The following is a 19774-nucleotide window of genomic DNA, read 5'->3' on the forward strand; positions in this document are numbered from 1 at the left end:
CGGTGTTCACCGCGCTGGCGCTGGTGCTGTCACGCTGGGTGCTGCGCCCGCTGGCCGGATTGTCCCGTGCGGTCGCCGAACTCACCGCGACCCTGCCGCCACCGCGCACCCCCGCCACCGTCGTGACCCGCCACCACGGCGGCCCACCCGAACTGCGCGCGGTCGCCCAATCGGTCGACGCCATGGCCGCCGCCGTCCACGACTCCACCCGCGCCCAACGCCGCCTCATCGACGACACCGCCCACGCCATGCGAAACCCCCTGGCCGCCTTGACCATTCGCCTCGACTCCCTCGAACCCGCCATCCCCGAACCCGCCCTGCCCACCTACCGCGGCGCCACCCGCGAAGTGGAACGCCTGACCGGCCTGCTCGACGGCCTGCTCACCCTCGCCGTCGCCGAAGGCACCGACTTCGACCCCGCCACCGCCCCAGCTACCGCGCACTGCGACGCGGTCCAGGTCGCCCAGGACCGAATCGACGCCTGGCGCAGCGCCTTCGACGACGCGGGCATGACCCTCACCTCCACCCCGGACCCCACCGCCAACCCCACCGTCACCGACCCACCGGACCCCGACACCCCCGGTGAGTGGCACACCAGCGCGGCCGAATCGGGCAAATCCCCGCACTGGTGTGCCACTCAGCGCGCGGACACCGCGGTGTCGGCCGATGTACTGGCTCAAATCCTGGATGTGCCGCTGTCCAACGCCTGCCGCTATGCCGGGCCCGGCACCACCACCCGCCTGACCGTCACCACCACGCCCGGCCAGGTCACGATCACCGTCGCCGACAATGGAATCGGCGTCCCCGCCACCGAATTGGACCAGTTGACCACCCGTTTCTTCCGCGGCTCCACCGCCACCGGCCGCACCGGCTCGGGCCTGGGCCTGCCGATCGCCGACGCCCTGGTCACCTCCCGCCACGGCACTCTCACCGTCCGCGCCGCCGACCCGCACGGCCTGGCGGTCGTCATCACCCTGCCCGCCACCACGGACCAGACGTCGACCGGACGGGAGACACAGCGATGATCGGACGGCGCGCGATGGTGCGGGGCGGATTGGCGCTCGCGGCGGGCCTGGCTATGCCTGCCGCGCTGGCCGGGTGCGGGAGCGGTGAGGGGCCGCGAATTCGGTTGGCGGCGGGGGAGGCCGGGGGTTTCTATCATGCGTTCGCGTTGCTGCTGGCTCGGGCGGCGGCGACGTCGGGGTTGCGGGTCGAGGTGATCGCGACGGCCGGGTCGCTGGACAATCTGGGTTTGCTGGCGCGTGGGGACGCCGATACGGCTCTGGTGCTGGCGGATTCGCTGGCCGAGGATCCGGATCGCCCGCCGGCGGTGGGCCGGGTGTATGAGAACTATCTGCAGTTCGCGGTCGCTCCCGAGAGCCCGTATCGGGCGGTCGCGGATCTGCGGGGTGCGCGGGTGAATCTGGGCGCGGCCGGGTCGGGGGCCACCCATATCGGGGAGAAGTTGCTCGCGGCGGCCGGAGTGGATCCCGCGCAGGTGAGGGTGTCGCATCTGCCGTTGCGGGATGCGGTGGCCGAGTTGAGCGCCGGACGGCTGGAGGGGTTGTTGTGGGCCGGTGGGGTGCCGACGGCGGCGTTGAATCCGTTGCGGCTGCTGGATCTGGATCCTTTGGCGGCGGTGATGCGCGAGCGGTTCGGGTATCTGTATGACCCGGTGCTGATTCCGGCGGGCACCTACCCCAATACGCCCGCCGTGCACACCATCGGCGTCGCCAACCTGCTGGTGGCCGCCCCGCAACTGGCCGACGCGACCGTGGGCACGCTCACCGAAGTGCTTCTCACGCAAGCCGATTCGCTGGTTCCGGCCGAGGCGGCGGGCACCCAGTTCCTCGATGCCCGCTCGCTGATCGGGACCGGGTCGGTGCCGCTGCATCCGGGGGCGGCGACGGTGTATCGCCGCCACCACGGATGAGCTGGTTCAGGATTGGGCGTTGTCGCGGACCGCGGCGACGATCTCGCTGACCTGGGTGACCAGTCCGGCCAGGCCGAGCGTGTCGCCGCCGATCTGCACCGACTTCAATTCCGTGGGCGCGGGCAGGTGTTCGACGATGGCGGGCAGTTTGTCGATGAGCTGGGCGCGCACGGTGGTCTCGCTGCGGCTGTTGGCGTTGTCGATGCCGATGCGTTCGCGTTCCAAACCCAGCAGTGAGCTCTCGTGTGCGACGCGCGTCTTGGCTTGGGTGAGTGCGAGTTCGGCGTCGAGTTGCATCCGGCGCAGTTCCTGCTGCAGCCGTGCGTTCTCGAGTTGTTCGGCGTGCTTGTCGCGTTCCAGCCGCAGGGCGTGCAGCGCGGCCTGCTGGGCGAGGTCGGCGACTTCGCGTTCGATGTCGTGGTCGCGATTGGTGCGGCGCAGTTTCTCGGCCGATTCACGGTCGAAGCGGGCGGCGTCGTTGCGGGCGCGCAGATCGGCGAGTTCGCGTTCGTTCTCGATGCGTTGTTCCTCGGTGGCGCGCGCGACGGCGGTCTCGCGGGCGGCGACCGCTTGCTGGGCCTCGAGTTCGGCCAGGCGCGCTACCCGGTTCTGTTCGCTGCGGTAGGGCTTCTGCAGGTTCTCCCACAGCGTGTTCGAGGAGACGACCGCCTCTTTGATCTGCACGGTGACGATCGACAGACCGAGTCCGCGGTCCCCGCGCGCCCCGCCCTCGCCCGCGCCTTCGGCAACGGTGCGCAGCCGGGCGGTGAGTTCCTCGATGATGGGCTGCTTGTCCGACAGCACATCACGCACCGCCATCGTGGACACCTTGTCCTTGATCGCGGCCTCGGCCTGCTCGCGCAACTGCACGTTGACCAGCCGCATCGGATCCTCGGGATCGGAGAAGTCGAGTTTGCGGTAGGCGGTGGCGAAATCCTCGATGATCCACTGCACATACCCCTGCACCAGCACGCCTTGCAGTTCGCTGCAGATGCAGTAGGCGTTGATCAGGATGGTCTGGATCGCGCCGGGCACCACCAGATACGAGTCGGTGGCCGGATTGAACCGGAACGAGACACCCAAACCGATGTGCAGGGGTTGCGCGGCGCCGCGGCGAGTGTGCACCACGAACGCGTTGGGCGGCACCAGCACCGTCTGCCAGCGCCACCAGCCGCTCACCCGCACCTCCACCGGCCCCTGCGGGGTGTGCTCACGGGCCGGGCCGACGCGTCCGGCGCGTTTGGCCATCGGGCTCGGCGCGCCGGGGGCTTGCGGGGCGGGGGTGCGTGGGGGACCCGAGCGGGAGCGCAGATCCTCCTCCAGTTCCGCCGACTGTGCCATGACCTGATCCAGATAGCTGTTGCTCTTCGCCGCCATGCGGGCACGCTACCGCTGAAAGATCTTCCTGCCCACAGAATTTCGAGGCCCCGACGACCATCGACCGTCACTGTGACGTAAAGGGCAGGGGAGTGGCGGGGGAGAGGCGGGGAAGTCCGGGCGTTCCGACGGCGACGGAGTTATGGTCGGCCCATGAGCATTGATCCGAAAACTGTTGTGCGTACCTTCTATTCGACCACCGATGCCATCGCCGCGGGCTCCGCGCCCGCCTCGGCGCTCGACGAGGTCCTCGACGCGAGCCTGGTCGTGCACATGCCCGATGGCACCAGCATCGACCGCGACGGCTTCCGCGCGATCAATCACGCCTTCGCTCAAGGCTTTCCGGGCTCGGTGCACACCATCGAGGAACTGATCGGCGAGGGGGAGAAGGTGGTGGCGCGGCTGCACTGGCGCGGAGTCCACACCGGCGAGTTCCAGTCCGCGCCACCCACCGGCAACAGCATAGAACTGGCCGAGAACGGCATCATGCGCGTCACCGACGGCAAGATCGTCGAATTCTGGCCGCTGTTCGACTCACTGACCCTGATGCTGGGCGTCGGGATCGCCAAAATCTGAGCGGCACAGCAGGATCCGAACTGCCTCATTCGGTCGCGGCCGGGGTCTCGTCGGTGCCGGGTCGCTTGCCGAGGATGCCGTAGAGCAGCAGATCCTCGAGCGAGGCCGCGAACCCGTCGAGGTCGTCGATATCACGGATGCACATGGCGAACAGCGCCGCACCGGCGATGGTGTCGAGCACGGTGTTGGGGTCCAGACCCGGGCGAGTGTCCGCGCCGGGCAGATACTCGCGCAGCTCGTCGCGGGTCGGGGTGTCCAGGCGGGCCGACAGCTTCTCGTAGAGACCCGAGTCCTGCCGCATCTCGGCCATCAGCCCGGGCATCGCGGCCCGGGTCTCGGCGGAACCGAACAGCTGGATGGTTCCGCGGATCACCTTGCGCACCTCCGCGAGCAGATCCGGCGCCACCACCGCCGACCCCACGTCCGGGAACACCGCCTGGGCGATGAGGTGTGCCTTGGAGGGCCAGCGCCGGTAGATGGCCGGGCGGCTGACCCCGGCGCGGGCGGCGATGGCGTCGATCGAGGTTGCGCCGTAACCCTGTTCGACGACCAGGGCGCGGGCGGCGTCGAGGACGGCGGCGTCCACCGCGGGGTCGCGGTGCGGGCCCAGCCGGTGGCGTGTGGTCACGAAATCCGTCCTTGTCGCTGCCATCAGGAGTCGTTACAGTCTGTCACATCAAAGTCGTTACGCTCTGTAACTGCTGAGGACTCGAGGAGGAGTCGTGTCAGCCGCCCCGCACCCCACCCCCGCGCACACCTATCAACCGGTCCCGCTGCTGGCCGGCAAGGTCATCGTCATCTCCGGCGTCGGCCCCGGACTGGGACATTCCCTCACCATCGAAGCCGCCCGCATGGGCGCGACCCTCGTCCTGGCCGGACGCACCGAGAAACGCCTGCACGAATACGCCGACGACGTCCGCGCCCTCGGCGGCACCGCACTGGTCGTGCGCGCCGACATCACCGACGAACCCCAACGCCAAGCATTGGTCGAAGCCACCCTCGACGGGGTCGGCCGCATCGACTGCCTCATCAACAACGCCTTCGCCATCCCGCCCATGTACCCGATCACCCAGATCGACGTCGAAGCGCTACGGATGGCCAACGAAACCAATGTGTTCGCGCCACTACGCCTCTCGGCCCTGTTCGCCGACGCCCTGGAACGCACCCGCGGGTCGATCATCATGCTCAACTCCTGCGTGTCCTACAGCTCCCAGCCCGAATACTCCGGCTACAAACTCTCCAAAGGCGCACTCGCACACCTGGCCTCATCACTGGCCACCGAACTCGGGCCGCGCGGCATCCGCGTCAACTCCGTCGCGCCGTCGTATGTGTACGAGGACATCAACAAGGCCTACTTCGACTGGCTCGCCAGCCAAGCCGGGGTCACCCACGACGACATCTACCGGCAGAAGGCCACGCCGACGGACCTGGGCCGCCTGGCCGGACCCGAGGAAGTCGCCCGCGCGGCACTGTTTCTGGCCAGCGATCTCGCCACCGCCGTCACCGGCCAGATGCTCACCGTCGACTGCGGCGAATTCCACCGATAGGAGAATCTCGTGACCAAACGCATCGTGCTGTGGGGGACCGGCGTCGTCGGCTCCATGGTGCTCGCCGAAATCCTGCGCCACCCGAACTTCGAACTCGTCGGCGTCGGCGTCAGCAACAAAGACAAGGTCGGCAGGGATGCCGGAGACCTGTGCGGGGCCGCGAAAACCGGTGTCCTGGCCACCGATTCGGTCGACGAACTGATCGCGCTGTGTCCCGACGCGCTCGTGCACTACGGGCCCACCGCCGCCTTCGCCGAGGAGAACATGCGCGTCATCGGCGCGTTCCTGCGCGCGGGCATCGACGTCTGCTCCACCGCCATGACCCCGTGGGTGTGGCCGCACATGGACAAGATCCCACCCATCTGGCGCGACCCCATCACCGAAGCGTGCGAGGCCGGGGGAGCGTCATGCTTCACCACCGGCATCGACCCGGGCTTCGCCAACGACCTGTTCCCCATGACCCTCATGGGACTGTGCGGCGAAGTCCACTCCGTGCGCGCCTCGGAACTACTCGACTACACCGACTACGAAGGCGACTACGAATTCGAGATGGGCATCGGCCACCCACCCGAATTCACCGCCCTGCTCGAACACCCCGACATGCTCATCATGGCCTGGGGCGCAACGGTTCCCATGATCGCCACCGCCGCCGGCATCGAACTCGACACCATCACCACCACCTGGGACAAATGGGTCACCCCCACCGACCGTCCCACCGCCAAGGGCATCATCGAATCCGGCACCGTCGCCGCGATCCGCTTCACCATCAACGGCATCTACCAAGGCCGCGAAGTCATCACCCTCGAACACGTCAACCGCATCGGCCTCGACGCCGCCCCCGACTGGCCCGCCGGCACCAAAGACGACGTCTACCGCGTCGACATCCTCGGCAGCCCCTCGATCTCCCAGGAAACCTCCTTCCGCTTCACCGACGGCTCCGGCCGCACCCCCGCCGTCGCGGGCTGCCTGGCCACCGGCATGCGCGCCCTCAACGCCGTCCCCGCCGTCAACGCCCTCCCACCCGGCTGGGTCACACCCCTGGACCTGCCCCTGATCCCCGGCGTCGGCACCATCCGCTGAAATCGGCCTGACAGCAGCAACTTTCCACCATCACCCCAATACGCCACTGTGACGTATTGGGGTGATCGCATGGTAGGTGGGGGAGCGTGCCGCGATGGTGCGGAATTCGAGATCCACCGTGATCAGGACGGAAACACCTGGTGAGCCTTGGACAGCTGTTAGGCTCAATCATGTTGTCGCGGTAGATCTCCCGGCATCAAATGCCACAAGTCCCGACGACGGTCACCGCAGAATCCCAGACGGGAACCCCAGGCCGCCAGAAGTAGCGAAGGCCTTTGCTCGAACGATGAGTCACATCGGACCCCGCCCCCTCTTCGAATCACCCGTGTCCGCATTTGCCTTCATCGTCGGATGGCTGTTCGGTTGGCCGGCCATGACGATGTGGCTGCTCACCTTCACTTCCACCCCGCTGGGCTACTGGCAAGTCTTCCTCTACCTGCTGATCGTGGACATCGTCTACATGGCATGCAGGTTCGTCCCCATACCGTTGGGCATCGTCAGCCTGTTCGGCGTGGCCGCCATAGCGATGTGGCTACTCGGCTTCACCTCCACTCCGCTGGGATACTGGAATGTCGTCGCCTATCTGATGGCCGCATACGCCTTCATACTCATAGTCTTCGCGGCCACCGACGTCTACTTCGAAGATGGCTTATCCCCGGGCACAGTCGCATTCATCGGCCCATATTCATTCGTTGTGGCAGCACTGGACATGTGGCTGCTCGGCTTCACACCCACTCCGCTGGGATATTGGGACACCCTCATCTACCTGATAGCCGCGTACTGCGCCGTGCTTGCCAGCGCGGTCGGCAACCCGCTGTTCTCCTTGATACTCCTGTTCGGCGTGGCAGCACTGGACATGTGGCTACTCGGCTTCACCTCCACTCCGCTGGGATACGTGGATATCTACCTCTACCTGATTGCCGCGTCCGAATTCATGTTCATTTACCTGATCCTTGAAAAGCGGATACAAGAAAGCGTCTGGTGATCAAGGACGTCGACACCATCTGCGCCATCTGCTGTCAGGCCCGATTCCCGCGAATCCGGCCTGACAGCAACAATTTCCACCACCCAGCCACCCCACCTCAATACGTCACTGTGACGTATTGATCACCGCGGGAGACCCAGGGGAGCGGCAACCCGAGATCGCCGAACCTCCAAATCCCAGGATTCGACCACAAATCGGCCCATCCATCCCGAACCGGAAATTTTCCATCAAAAGGCAAATCCGCCAAAAGATTTCATTCCAGCCAATCAACACCCGAGACGGCGAGCAGACACAACAGGGAGCACTCGACACCAGCAGCCAGGCGCCCAGTCCAGCCCAAGGCCGAGCCGCAACGAATGTACGCGAATCCCACAGTCACGCAGCACGTTTCAAGATCAACACCGTTTCCGTAACCGCGCCGATAATCAACACTATGTCAACTTGAGTGGATGTCAGTGGGTTGTGAGATCATCTCGCTATGACCGCCCCCTTCCCCGACTCCGGCGACCTCATCCGCTGCTCACCGACGAAGGGCTGCGGCGAATGGAAGCCCAGATCCGCGATGTCACAGCCTGGTCCACGCGCTCCGCTGTGCGCAGCGTGCTATCAACGAGCCCGCCGCGCACGGCAAGGACCAGAGATCGCTCGCCGGGCCAATCTGTGGTCCAAGTACAGAATCACGGTCGACCAATACGATGAGATGCGCGCCAGTCAGGACTTCCGGTGCGCGATCTGCGGGGTTCACGAGTCCGAGGTCGATATGTCGCACGTCGGTGGACGACCACGTAAGGATGGCCGCGAGCTCGCGAAGATGCCCCTCGCAGTCGATCACGACCACCGTACGGGCACTGTACGAGGATTACTGTGCCCCAGATGCAATGCGGGGATCGGGAACTTCGGCGATGATCCGAGTCGACTGTGGTCGGCGGTCGCCTATCTCGAATCCTTTCGCACCGATCCCTGATTGTCCTACTCCCCCAACGGCACGCAGCGTTGGTTGCGGAGGTTATCCGCGCAAGCGACGCTTCAGCTGTTGAGCCAGGCGCAGGCCGCCCGGGGCGACGGTCAATGCCGCGTACACGACGGCTGGGCGCAGGGCTCGGCGTTGGCGCAGGGCCAGGCGGACCTGTTCTCTGGCGGTTGCGGTATCCGATTGGGACAGGGCAGTTCTGGCTTTGCCCATGGCTTGGTGGAATCGGGCTTCGCGGAGTTTGTGGGTGATGGCGGTGCGGACTGCGGGGTCGGTGGTTGCGGTGGCTAGGTTTTCGAGGGCCTTTTGCATGTTGTCTTCGTAGACGGCGAATTTGGCGGGGTCATGGGCTAGGCGGCAGGCGGCGAGGAGTTCGGGGAGGACTCGGATGTCGCAGCCGGCGGTCAGCATGCGGGCGGAGAGGACGAATTCTTCGACGACCGGGAGGTCGGGTGGGTAGCCCTCCCCCTTGGCCCAGGCTCGGGCGCGGATGGCGGCGGAGTAGTAGATGACCGAGCCGTTGACGAATTCTTCGAGGGTGAGGCGATGGTCGACGCCGGGTTCGACCTCTACCCCGCCTTCGCTGCGGTAGCTGGGGGTCACCACGGCGCCGGTGTCGTCGAAGCGGAAGGCGTCCACGGCGATGACGTCGGCCTCGGGGCGGGCTTGCAGGGCGGCGTGGGTGTGGGCGCAGAATTCGGGCAGGAGTTTGTGGTTGCCGTGGACGACGGTGTAGATCTCGCCGTTGGCTTCGGCGATGGCGGCGTTGACCGCGGCCGCCATGCCGTCGTTGTCGGTGCGCAGCAGCCGGATTCGCTGGTCGTCGGCGTACTTGCCGACCACGGCGGCGACTTCGTCGGAGCGGCCGTTGTCGACGACGATCAGCTCCCAGTCCGGGAAGCTTTGCGCCACAACCGAATCGATGGCCTCGGCCAGATGGGCTTCGTGCCCGTGCGCATCGGAAACAATAGTGAACGCCGGACTGTTCATCGCGGACCCCGTTTGAATTGCCAACCCCTACCCGGCTTGCGCCGCCCACTGCAGACTACTCGCGGATGCGGTGCGCGGCAGTCCAATCGGGACGGCTACGGGTAGGGGCGGCGGGGCGATCCCCTACGACACGGGGGTGACGGCGCGGACGACGAGCATGCGCTGCGGGCTCGGGCAGATCAGGCTGTCCCAGGGCAGCCACATGGATTCGGTGTTGTCGGGCGGGTAGACGCGCAGGGTGTTGGTGCGCAGCGCATCGCAGTTGTTGACCTGTTTCGGGTAGGTGATGAACTCGAATTGCGCCGCGGCGCCCGGGGCGAGGACGACCGGGGTGGGCTTGGGCGCGCCGGGGCCCTGGTCGCGTTCGGCGGGTTCGCCGACGGGGTCGCCGGTGGGTCCGTTGGTCTGGGAGACGCCCGGGAAGCCTTGGATCACGCAGGTGACGGAGGTGGAGTTGATGAATTTCAGGAACCAGTCCCCTGCCACCGGGCCGCCGTGTCCCTTGTCCAGCACGATCTGGCGGGTCACGCACTTGGGCAGGCCCGCCGTGCCGGGTGCGGTCGTGTCGGTGACGGGCGCACCGGCGTTGTCACCGTCATGGTCGATGCCTCCCGGTGTCGTCGCGGGCTGGGTGGGCTGGCCGGCCTGGGTCGTCTGCCCCGGTTGCGGCTGCCCGGGTTGAGTGGTCTGTGCGGGAGGGGTTTGCGCGGCCGGGGTCGTGGACGCGGGCCCTGCCGAGGTGGTCGGGTCGCAACCGCTGACGGAGATGGCGACACCCGCCGCGAACGCGACGACAGCCAATGACTTGATCCGCATGAGATCCCCTCGAAGTTCGGTACTGCAACCGTTGGTATGCAAGCTCCACATCCGAACCCTGTGAGCGCCCGTTACGTATCAGCGTGAGCAGAAGTTTGCGTAATCCCCTGCGCTACAGCACAGTTCGAGGAATACTCGCCGGAAACACCCTGCTCTGGGCACCTTCGGGCAAAGCGTTAACACCGGGGCCCGGTGACCTGTGCCCCCAAAAGTGGGGGCCGGTCGGTGTCCCTTCTCCCCCGCCTTTCCGACCCCGGTTTCGCCCCTCGATCACCACCGCCTCGGCAAGCGGGCTTCTCAACTCGACTCCGTCAAGACTTGATTCATTCCAGAAAAACGGGCAGAGTGTGGGACGTGCCCACGCCTACGGATTTCGAGCGCATGTTGCGCGGGGCCGCTTTGCGTGTGACGGCGCCGCGGCTCGCGGTGCTGACCGCGGTACACGAGCACCCCCACTCCGACACGGACACCATCCTCGGGTTCGTGCGCCGGACCCTGGGTGGGGTGTCACATCAAGCCGTCTACGACGTGCTCAAGGCCCTGACCGGCGCGGGACTCCTGCGCCGGATCCAGCCCATGGGGTCGGTCGCACTGTATGAGACCCGCGTCGGCGACAACCACCACCACGTCGTGTGTCGATCCTGCGGCGTCATCGCCGACGTCGACTGCGCCGTGGGTGACGCACCCTGCCTGACCGCCTCCGACAACCACGGTTTCGCGCTCGACGAAGCCGAGGTCGTCTACTGGGGCCTGTGCCCCGAATGCTCGAAAACCGCTGCCACACAACAGAAGTAGCGGCCACACTCGTGGTCGACAACCAGATCACACCCCACATGGAAGGACGACACACCGTGCCTGAACACCCGCCCATCGGTGAAGCCAACACCGAGCCCGCCGCCGGTGGCTGCCCCGTCATGCACGACAAGATGACCGCCCCCACCGAGGGCGGCAACGCCAACCGTCAGTGGTGGCCCAACCAGCTCAACCTGAAGATCCTGCAGAAGAACCCGGCCGTCGCCAACCCCATGGACGAGGGCTACGACTACCGCGCCGAGTTCCAGACCCTCGACCTGGCCGCCGTCAAGGCCGACATCATCGAGGTCATGCACACCTCCCAGGACTGGTGGCCCGCCGACTTCGGCCACTACGGCCCGTTCTTCATCCGCATGTCCTGGCACGCCGCGGGCACCTACCGGGTGCAGGACGGCCGCGGTGGCGCCGGTGCCGGCATGCAGCGCTTCGCGCCCCTGAACTCCTGGCCCGACAACGCCTCCCTCGACAAGGCCCGCCGCCTGCTGTGGCCGGTCAAGAAGAAGTACGGCAAGAAGCTGTCGTGGGCCGACCTCATCGTCTACGCCGGTAACGTCGCCCTCGAGGACATGGGCTTCGAAACCTTCGGCTTCGGCGGCGGTCGCGTCGACCAGTGGGAGCCCGAAGAGGACGTGTACTGGGGCCCCGAGACCGAGTGGCTCGGCGACGCCCGCTACACCGGCAAGCGCGACCTCGAGAACCCGCTCGCCGCGGTCCAGATGGGTCTGATCTACGTCAACCCCGAAGGCCCCAACGGCAACCCGGACCCGGTCCTGGCCGCGGTCGACATCCGCGAGACCTTCGCCCGCATGGCCATGAACGACGAGGAGACCGCCGCCCTGATCGTCGGCGGCCACACCTTCGGCAAGACCCACGGCGCCGGCCCGGCCGACCACGTCGGCCCCGAGCCCGAGGCCGCCCCGCTCGAGGAGCAGGGCCTGGGCTGGAAGTCCTCCTTCGGCACCGGCTCCGGCCGCTTCGCCATCACCTCCGGCCTCGAGGTCACCTGGACCCCCACCCCCACCAAGTGGGACAACAGCTTCCTCGAGACCCTCTACGGCAACGAGTGGGAGCTCACCAAGTCCCCCGCCGGCGCCCACCAGTGGGTCGCCAAGGACGGCCAGGCGATCATCCCCGACGCCTTCGACAACACCAAGCGGTGGCTGCCCACCATGCTCACCACCGACCTGTCGATGCGCTTCGACCCGATCTACGAGCAGATCACCCGCCGCTGGCTCGACCACCCCGAAGAGCTGGCCGCCGCCTTCGCCAAGGCCTGGTACAAGCTCACCCACCGCGACATGGGCCCCAAGGTCCGCTACCTCGGCCCCGAGGTCCCGGCCGAGACCCTGCTGTGGCAGGACCCGATCCCGGCCCACGAAGGCGCCGTCATCTCCGCCGCCGACATCAAGGCCCTCAAGGCCAAGATCGCCGACTCCGGCCTGACCGTCGCCCAGCTGGTGTCCACCGCCTGGGCCGCGGCCTCGTCCTTCCGCGGCTCGGACATGCGCGGCGGCGCCAACGGCGGCCGCATCCGCCTGCAGCCGCAGGCCGGCTGGGAGGTCAACCAGCCCGACGAGCTCGCCCAGGTCATCCGGGTGCTCGAGGGCATCCAGACCGACTTCGGCAAGGGCGTCTCCTTCGCCGACGTGGTCGTGCTCGCCGGTAACGTCGGCGTCGAAACCGCCGCCAAGGCAGCCGGATTCGACATCGAGGTGCCCTTCCGCGCCGGCCGCACCGACGCCACCCAGGAGCAGACCGACGTCGAGTCGTTCGCGGCCCTCGAGACCAAGGCCGACGGCTTCCGCAACTACGTCAGCAAGGGCACCACCACCCCGGCCGAGTACCTGCTGCTCGACAAGGCCAACCTGCTGACCCTGTCCGCGCCGGAAATGACCGTCCTCGTCGGCGGCCTGCGCGTGCTCGGCGCCAACTACAAGGGCTCCGCGCAGGGCGTGTTCACCGACAAGCCGGGCGTGCTGACCACGGACTTCTTCGTGAACCTGCTCGACATGTCCACCAAGTGGGCCCCGGTCGACGCCGAGAACTCCAGCTACCAGGGCACCGACCGCACCACCGGCGCCCCCAAGTGGACCGCCTCCCGCGTCGACCTCGTCTTCGGCTCCAACTCCCAGCTGCGCGCGCTGGCCGAGGTGTACGCCGAGGACGACTCCAAGGAGAAGTTCGTCAAGGACTTCGTCGCCGCCTGGACCAAGGTCATGGAGCTCGACCGCTTCGACCTGGTCTGATCGCCCGCGGTGTGAGCCGCTGAACGATCCGATGCCCCCGCACCACACGGTGCGGGGGCATCGCCCGTTCAGGTCAGACCAGTTTCAGGCCAGGTCAGACCAATTGCGCGGTAGTAGTCCTACTCCCCTGCCGCACGCACCTCGACGCGGCCGTGGAAGCGCTTGTCGATGTCGCTGCCGTCGTGGTTGTAGGCGTTCATGATGTCGGTGACCTCCGCGACCAGACCGCGCAACGCCTCGGATTCGGTGTAGCCGTCCGGCCAGCCCCAGGCGCGGGGCACCTGGCCGACCACGACGCGGAGGCCCGCATCGAACGGGGCGTCCACGGTAAAGGTCAGGCCGGGCGGTGCGTCGCGAATCGCATTGCGGGCCATGAGCTCTCCGGGGACGGCCGCGTCGGCGAAGACGCGTGCCAAGGCGAGGTCCTCGCGGATCATGTCGGCGATCCGCGACAGGCTGGCGTGCCGCCCGGGCCGGTCGTGACGCGCGCCGTAGGCGCGGTCCCCGGACGCGGCGCGATGGGTTGCGGTCGTGCCGAAAATCCGGTCGAGCATGCGCTGGGCGGCCGCGCGTTCCGCGGTCCCGGTACGCGGGTGCTCGATGAGGTTGCGCAACCGCTGGATTCGAGTCGCGCTCGCCGTCGCCATGGTCTCCCCTTCCGCCGCGTGGGTCTCCCCGATCATGCCAGCGGCCACGGCCTCGAGGCCAGGCCGTCAGATCGGACGCGATTCGTGATCGATCCCGGCATGCTCGGCGCCGCGGCGGAAACGCAGCAGGCGCAACGCATTCGCCACCACCAGCAGGGTCGAGCCCTCGTGGATGAACACGGCCGGGCCGATGGGCAGGCCGATCAGAGTCGCCGGGACCAACGCCGCCACGATCACCAACGCGACTGTCAGGTTCTGGCGGATGATGGCGGCGGTGCGGCGGCTCAGGGCCACTGCGAAGGGGAGGCGGCCGATATCGTCGGTCATCAATGCCACGTCGGCGGTTTCCAGAGCGACGGCGGATCCGCCTGCGCCCATGGCGATTCCGACCGAGGAATTGACCATGGCGGGAGCATCATTGACGCCGTCGCCGACCATCGCGGTACCGCCGCGCGCGTTGAGACGGGCGATCATGGCGACCTTGTCCTCGGGCAGCAGGCCACCGTGGGCGGCATCGAGGCCCAGGCCGTCGGCGACCGCATCGGCCACCCGCTGGTTGTCACCGGAGATGACGACCATGTCGGTGATGCCCAGACCGCGCAGGTGCTCGATGACGGGGGCGGCTTCCGCGCGCGGGGTATCCATGACACCGAGGACGCCCAGGTAAACACCGCCGTGGCGGACGATCATCGTGGTGCGACCCAGCCCGTGCAGACGCTCGACGGTCTCGGCGATCTGGGACGGCAAACCGTCGGGATCGAGCTCGCTGAACATGACGCCGTTGCCGATCTCGGTGGGGCGACCGTCCACCAGCGCCGTGACACCGCGTCCGGTCACCGAATTGACCTCGGTGGCAGCACTTTCCGCACCGGCAGGCACCTCGACGGCGAGGTCACGGGTAATGGCTGCGGCCAACGGATGATCACTGAAGGACTCCACGGCGACCAGCGTCGTGATCAGCCGTTCCCGCAACTCGGGACGCACCGGCACAACGTCGGTGACCCGAGGCTGACCCCAGGTGAGCGTGCCCGTCTTATCGAAGGCGATCGACCGCACCCGGCCCAGCGACTCCAGCGGCCCGCCACCCTTGGCCAGCACCCCCGCCTGCGCGGCCCGGGCCACGCCCGCGAGCACCGCGCTCGGCGTGGCGATGGCCAGCGCGCACGGGCTGGCGGCGACCAGCACCACCATGCCGCGATAGAAGCTGTCCGCGAACGGCTCCGACAACCCCAGCACCCCGAAACCGATCACCGCGAGCACACCCGCGATCACCGCCGGCACGTACACCATCTGGAAGCGGTCGATGAACCGCTGCGTCGGCGACTTCTGGGTATCGGCGTCACGCACCATGGCGATCACCCGCGCCAGCGTCGAATCCTCGGCGCGAGAAGTCACTACCACCTCGAGCGCACCCGAACCATTGAGCGTGCCCGCGAACACCCGATGCGCCTCCGACACCGGGCCGCGCCCGGCCAGCGCAGCCGCGGCGTCGGCGACCGGTTGCTTCTCCACCGGCATGCTCTCCCCCGTCACCGAGGATTCGTCGACGGCACTGACGCCCGCGACCACGACCCCGTCGGCGCTCAACCGCGAATTCGGCAGCACCACAACGGTATCCCCGACCCGAAGCTCGTCGATATCGATCTCCTCGACCCGATCCGGACCCCGCCGCACCAGCGCCGTACGGGGCGCGAGCTCACCGAGCGCCGCGATGGAACGCTGCGCGCGGCTCATGGCGTACTCCTCGAGCGCATGCCCGAGGCTGAACAGGAACAGCAGCACCGAACCCTCGGCCCACTTCCCGACGGCCGCCGCGCCTGCCGCGGCGACCAGCATCAGAAAGTCGACCTCGAAGCGGCCGCGGCGGATGGTCTCGAATGCCGAGCGGACGGTGAAGAATCCGCCGAGGACGTAGGTGGCCAGGAACAGCGTCGTCGGTACCCAGCCCGGGGTGTCCAGAAGGTACTTCGCCGCCATACCGGTCGTGTAGGTGATGCCCGAACCGATCGCGAAGGCCATCTCCGCGCGCGGGCCAAGCAGGCCGCGGCCGTGTCCTTCGGTGCCTTGCTTCGTAGTGGTCGCCATACACGAGAGAATAACTTAGATACATGCGCATGTCTGCATGTGACTATTAATTGCCGATCCGACCTGGGAATCAGCCGAATCATCCGGCGGCGACAACCTCGGCGAGACGCCCGATATCCGCAGGCCGCACCCGGCAACAGCCACCCACGATCGAGGCCCCGAGCTTCACCCACTCCCCTACCCTCGCTGCCGAGAACCGCGACTCCCCCACCCAGCAGCGCCGCTCCACATCCCAGCCCTCCCCGCTGTTCGGATAGGCGATCACCGGCTTGCCCGTCACCTCCCGCGCCAGCGCCACCGCCGCCGCGACATCATCCGGCGCGCAGCAGTTCACTCCCACCGCCACGATCTCCGCGACCTCGGCGGCGATAGCGAACGCCTCCCGCAGCGGCTGCCCGGCCCGGGTGTGCAGCCCGTCGATGCTGTAGCTCAGCCACGCGGGCACGCCGCTGCCGTCCAGCAGCCCGGCCAGCGCCTCGGCCTCGTCGATATCGGGAATCGTCTCCAGGGCAAGCACATCCACACCCGATTCGGCCAGCACCGCCAGCCGAGGCAGATGCCAACGCTTCAACTCGGCGATCGAGAGCCCGTACCGGCCACGGTATTCCGACCCGTCGGCCAGCACCGCACCATAGGGACCCACCGACGCGGCGACCCACCGCTCCCGGCCGTCGTCCATCTCGTCGCGTGCCGCGGCCGCGAGCTCGACACTGCGCCGCAGCAGCCGCGCGCCTTCCTCCCGGTCGATACCGCGGGCCGCGAAGCCGTCGAACGAGGCTTGATAGCTCGCGCTCGTGGCGATCACCGCACCGGCCCGGAAGTAGGCGGCATGCACCGCCCGGATCTCGTCGGGCGCGTCCAGAAGCAGTCTGGCCGACCACAATTCGTCGGACAGGTCGTGCCCGCGCGCCTCCAGTTCGGTGGCCAAACCGCCATCGGAGATCAGGAGTTCACCGAGCGGGATTTGCAGCGCGACCACAATCCTCCGAACTGAAACGTGTTCTATGTTAGATGGCGTGGATGTCACCTACGAGAACACCCGACGCGAAATCGCCACCGACAAGGGCGTCCTGCGCTACCACGAGGCCGGCGACGGCCCACCCCTGATTCTCCTGCACGGCTCCGGAATCGGCGTGAACGGCTGGCGCAACTTCCGCGGCAACCTCGGCTTCTACGCTGACCACTTCCACTGCTACGTCCTGGAATTCCCCGGCTTCGGCGTCAGCGACCCGGTGCCCGGCCATCCGGTACTCACCGCCGTCGACTCCGTCGTCCGCTTCATGGACGCACTGAACCTCGACTCCGCCGCTCTGCTCGGCAACTCCATGGGCGGCGTCGTGGCGCTGAATGTGGCCATGCAGCACCCGCAGCGGGTGGAGAAGATCATCGCCATCGGCGGCGTCGGCCACAGCCTGCTGTCCCCCAACCCCAGCGAAGGCACCCGGCTACTGGCCGAATTCGCCGACAACCCCACCCGCGAGGGCCTCGACCGCTGGCTGCGCTGCATGATCTACGACCCCAAGATGATCACCGACGAGATCGTCGAGGAACGCTGGGCCGCCGCCAGCGACCCGACCGCGCACGCCAGCCTCAAGGCCATGTACGGCACCGAAGCGCTTGCGCTGCAACAGCAGTTCCTCGCGAACTCCCCCACTCCGCCGTACTGGGCGATGTTCCACAAGATCAAGAGCCCGGTGCTGATGACGTGGGGCGCCGACGACCGGCAGTGCCCCACCGACATGGCGCTCATCCCGCTGCGCCAGATCCCCAATGCCGAACTGCACGTGTTCCCCAAGTGCGGGCATTGGGTGATGTACGAGGCCAAGGAGGCCTTCGAACGCGTCACCCTCGAATTCCTGCATCGCTGAACAGGATTGCGGGGTGGGCGTCACACCCACCCCGCCCAGCGGTCAGCGGCTGCCGAACACCACGGTGTGACAGGCGTTCAACAAGGTGGTCAGCTCCTCGGCCTCCTTGTCGTCCAGCCCTGCGAACGCGTGCGCGATCAGCTCATCGGTGATCGACTCCGCCTGCATCCAACGGCCTTTCAGATCCGCGGTCACCTCGTCGAAGGGCTCCGGCCAGCCGTAGTTGCGCGCCTGATCCGGACCCGAGGCCAGCGGCGACCCCGCGATCAGCACCGCCTGCAACGGCGACAGCCCACTGGCCAACACACCCACCAGGTGCAGACCGCCACGCAATTCACGCAGAGTCTGGATCAACTGCAGCACCAGACCCGGCGCATCCTCGGCCCGCGGCAACGCACGCCAGCCCGCGAACAGCGGCACACCCACCGGACTAGCGGCCTCGACCACCCGCTGCAATAGCTCCGCCAGCCGCTCGCCGTCCTCGAAGCCCGCCAGCTTGCGACGCCCGAAGTCCTGGCACGCCTTCAGATATCCCGCAGCGCCCACCGCGGCCGGAGTCGACGCGGTCGCCTCCCACGCCTGGCGAACGGAATCGGCCGGGAAGAACCCGAACGCCGCGGTCACCACATCGGCATCCACATCACCGAGCACACCGGCGCGGCCGCGCGTGTACCCGGGCATGAAACCGGGGACACCCGTACTGTCGGCGAAGGCTCGCGCTTCCCTGGAGAAAAAGAAACCCCCACCGATCTGCTGGATCTGATCCTTCACCGCGGACGCTACCGACATGTCCGTTCCTCTCTGAGCGGAAAGCGCAATCGATCCGAGACTATTTCAGGGCCCTGAGCGGCCGCGCGCGGGCTCCCGGAAAGCGACGCGAAACACAGTCCGGCCGTCGACGCCAGCACGCTCGCCACGAATTATCCTGCGCCGATACGGGATTCACGTCCGACACCGCACGATCACCGGAATCGACTGCCCACCAGCACAGCTCAGCCCGCTACTCGACCTGAAATTACTGTCAGTCAGATCCGCTAACCTTCAAGCGGTGCTAGGACATTCACATGCGACCAGCGGCGCGCTCGCCTGGTCGGCGGCGGCAGCGGCGCTGCCGTTCACCGTCTTGACTTATCCCGCAGTGCAATCCGGGGCCATCGGCTCGGTTGATCTGGTGATGGGCACCTTCCTCACCGCGGGCGCCGCGCTGCTGCCCGACGCCGATCACCCCTCCGGCACCATTTCCCATGTGCTGGGGCCGATCTCGCACTACGCGTGCAAGTTCATCTCGTGGATCTCCGGCGGGCACCGCCACGGCACCCACTCCTTCGCCTTCGTCGCGGCCGTCACCTATGGCACCTGGGCTGGAGAGCACCTGCTCGGCCGGAATTTCACGCTCGCGCTGGTGTTCTTCCTGCTCGCCCTCGCCGTCAAGGCGCTCGGCCTGGCGCCCACCGGTGACGGCATCAAATCCTGGGGCACCGTCGTCATCCTCGCCGTGTGCGGCACCTTCGCCATCGACCACTGGATCAGCGACAAACCCAGCTGGCTTCCCTTCTCCGTCGGGCTCGGCGCGCTCGCCCACCTCATCGGCGACTGTCTCACCGACCGCGGCTGCCGCCTGTTATGGCCCTTGAAGATCCGCACCCGCGTCCCGATCATCGACCGCACCGGCAACAAGATCGAGACCATGGTGCTGGTCCCCCTCTTCGCACTCGGGACCCTGGCGCTGCTCTGGTACACGCTCACTCACCAACCGTGAGTGGGAATCTCCGGGGACCGAGTCCCCGGACCCCACAGGCACGGCGAGGCCCGGCCGCTCGCCTCGTATGATCCGAGGACCA

Annotated in this window: 19 protein-coding genes; 11 read left to right on the forward strand and 8 right to left on the reverse strand. The window is 67.4% G+C overall.

The annotated features are described in order from the left end of the window. Together ON43_RS30470 and ON43_RS30475 are read left to right on the forward strand one after the other, a co-directional pair. Positions 1–1025 (forward strand): sensor histidine kinase (locus ON43_RS30470; protein ID WP_040813127.1); only part of this gene is annotated, 1025 nt, incomplete at its 5' end. Then, the gene (locus tag ON43_RS30475) at positions 1022–1933 is read left to right on the forward strand and encodes a TAXI family TRAP transporter solute-binding subunit (RefSeq protein ID WP_040813128.1); all 912 of its coding nucleotides are present in this window, start codon (positions 1022–1024) and stop codon (positions 1931–1933) included. The genes ON43_RS30470 and ON43_RS30475, both read left to right, overlap by 4 nt. Positions 1934–1939: 6 nt before the next feature. Here ON43_RS30475 and ON43_RS30480 read toward each other — a convergent pair whose 3' ends face one another. Beyond that, positions 1940–3310, reverse strand: coding sequence for an SPFH domain-containing protein (locus ON43_RS30480; RefSeq protein ID WP_040813130.1), 1371 nt, complete (start codon positions 3308–3310; stop codon positions 1940–1942). Positions 3311–3463: 153 nt separating this feature from the next. Here ON43_RS30480 and ON43_RS30485 point away from each other — a divergent pair, with 153 nt between their 5' ends. Continuing rightward, complete coding sequence (locus ON43_RS30485) at positions 3464–3886, forward strand: ester cyclase (RefSeq protein WP_083913845.1); 423 nt, start codon at positions 3464–3466, stop codon at positions 3884–3886. Positions 3887–3911: 25 nt separating this feature from the next. Here the strand turns inward: ON43_RS30485 and ON43_RS30490 are convergent, their stop codons facing one another. Further along, positions 3912–4514: a TetR/AcrR family transcriptional regulator gene (locus tag ON43_RS30490; protein WP_051179455.1), complete on the reverse strand. Its 603-nt coding sequence runs from the start codon at positions 4512–4514 to the stop codon at positions 3912–3914. A 94-nt stretch (positions 4515–4608) separates the two neighbouring features. Here ON43_RS30490 and ON43_RS30495 point away from each other — a divergent pair, with 94 nt between their 5' ends. From ON43_RS30495 to ON43_RS47240, 4 genes are all read left to right on the forward strand, one after another. After that, a complete protein-coding gene (locus ON43_RS30495) occupies positions 4609–5433 on the forward strand; it encodes an SDR family oxidoreductase (protein ID WP_051179456.1) in 825 nt (274 codons plus the stop codon). 9 nt (positions 5434–5442) lie between these two features. Beyond that, positions 5443–6513 carry an NAD(P)H-dependent amine dehydrogenase family protein gene (locus ON43_RS30500; protein ID WP_281033370.1) on the forward strand — a complete coding sequence of 357 codons (1071 nt, stop codon included), beginning with the start codon at positions 5443–5445 and terminating at the stop codon, positions 6511–6513. A 286-nt stretch (positions 6514–6799) separates the two neighbouring features. Next, a complete protein-coding gene (locus tag ON43_RS30505; protein WP_157514243.1) occupies positions 6800–7498 on the forward strand; it encodes a hypothetical protein in 699 nt (232 codons plus the stop codon). A 562-nt stretch (positions 7499–8060) separates the two neighbouring features. Beyond that, a complete protein-coding gene (locus tag ON43_RS47240) occupies positions 8061–8462 on the forward strand; it encodes an endonuclease VII domain-containing protein (protein ID WP_373283504.1) in 402 nt (133 codons plus the stop codon). 42 nt (positions 8463–8504) lie between these two features. Here ON43_RS47240 and ON43_RS30515 read toward each other — a convergent pair whose 3' ends face one another. Together ON43_RS30515 and ON43_RS30520 are read right to left on the reverse strand one after the other, a co-directional pair. Continuing rightward, positions 8505–9458: a glycosyltransferase family A protein gene (locus tag ON43_RS30515; RefSeq protein ID WP_040813134.1), complete on the reverse strand. Its 954-nt coding sequence runs from the start codon at positions 9456–9458 to the stop codon at positions 8505–8507. A 123-nt stretch (positions 9459–9581) separates the two neighbouring features. Next, on the reverse strand, positions 9582–10274 hold the full coding sequence (locus ON43_RS30520) for a DUF4232 domain-containing protein (RefSeq protein WP_040813135.1): 693 nt from the start codon (positions 10272–10274) through the stop codon (positions 9582–9584). Positions 10275–10655: 381 nt separating this feature from the next. Here ON43_RS30520 and ON43_RS30525 point away from each other — a divergent pair, with 381 nt between their 5' ends. Further along, on the forward strand, positions 10656–11069 hold the full coding sequence (locus tag ON43_RS30525; protein ID WP_063712657.1) for a Fur family transcriptional regulator: 414 nt from the start codon (positions 10656–10658) through the stop codon (positions 11067–11069). A 38-nt stretch (positions 11070–11107) separates the two neighbouring features. Beyond that, entirely contained in the window at positions 11108–13333 is a 2226-nt protein-coding gene (katG, locus tag ON43_RS30530; protein ID WP_040813172.1) for a catalase/peroxidase HPI, read from the forward strand. Positions 13334–13452: 119 nt separating this feature from the next. Here the strand turns inward: katG and ON43_RS30535 are convergent, their stop codons facing one another. The 3 genes from ON43_RS30535 to mmuM all read right to left on the reverse strand — a co-directional run bounded on the left by ON43_RS30535 (position 13453) and on the right by mmuM (position 17035). Next, positions 13453–14028 (reverse strand): hypothetical protein, encoded by a 576-nt coding sequence (locus ON43_RS30535; protein WP_245568816.1) that lies wholly within the window; start codon positions 14026–14028, stop codon positions 13453–13455. Between the two features lie 18 nt (positions 14029–14046). Next, positions 14047–16065: a heavy metal translocating P-type ATPase gene (locus ON43_RS30540; RefSeq protein ID WP_051179457.1), complete on the reverse strand. Its 2019-nt coding sequence runs from the start codon at positions 16063–16065 to the stop codon at positions 14047–14049. Between the two features lie 79 nt (positions 16066–16144). Then, entirely contained in the window at positions 16145–17035 is an 891-nt protein-coding gene (gene mmuM, locus ON43_RS30545) for a homocysteine S-methyltransferase (protein WP_040813175.1), read from the reverse strand. Between the two features lie 46 nt (positions 17036–17081). Between mmuM and ON43_RS30550 the strand changes: the two genes are divergently transcribed. Next, entirely contained in the window at positions 17082–17933 is an 852-nt protein-coding gene (locus tag ON43_RS30550) for an alpha/beta fold hydrolase (protein ID WP_040813137.1), read from the forward strand. A gap of 42 nt (positions 17934–17975) precedes the next feature. Here ON43_RS30550 and ON43_RS30555 read toward each other — a convergent pair whose 3' ends face one another. Continuing rightward, the gene (locus ON43_RS30555; protein ID WP_040813138.1) at positions 17976–18722 is read right to left on the reverse strand and encodes an SCO6745 family protein; all 747 of its coding nucleotides are present in this window, start codon (positions 18720–18722) and stop codon (positions 17976–17978) included. 259 nt (positions 18723–18981) lie between these two features. On the opposite strand from ON43_RS30555, the gene ON43_RS30560 reads away from it, so the two are divergent. Further along, on the forward strand, positions 18982–19692 hold the full coding sequence (locus ON43_RS30560) for a metal-dependent hydrolase (RefSeq protein WP_040813139.1): 711 nt from the start codon (positions 18982–18984) through the stop codon (positions 19690–19692). Positions 19693–19774: the final 82 nt, after the last annotated feature.

This window comes from Nocardia concava NBRC 100430 (genome assembly GCF_000308815.1).
Taxonomy (GTDB): Bacteria; Actinomycetota; Actinomycetes; order Mycobacteriales; family Mycobacteriaceae; genus Nocardia; species Nocardia concava.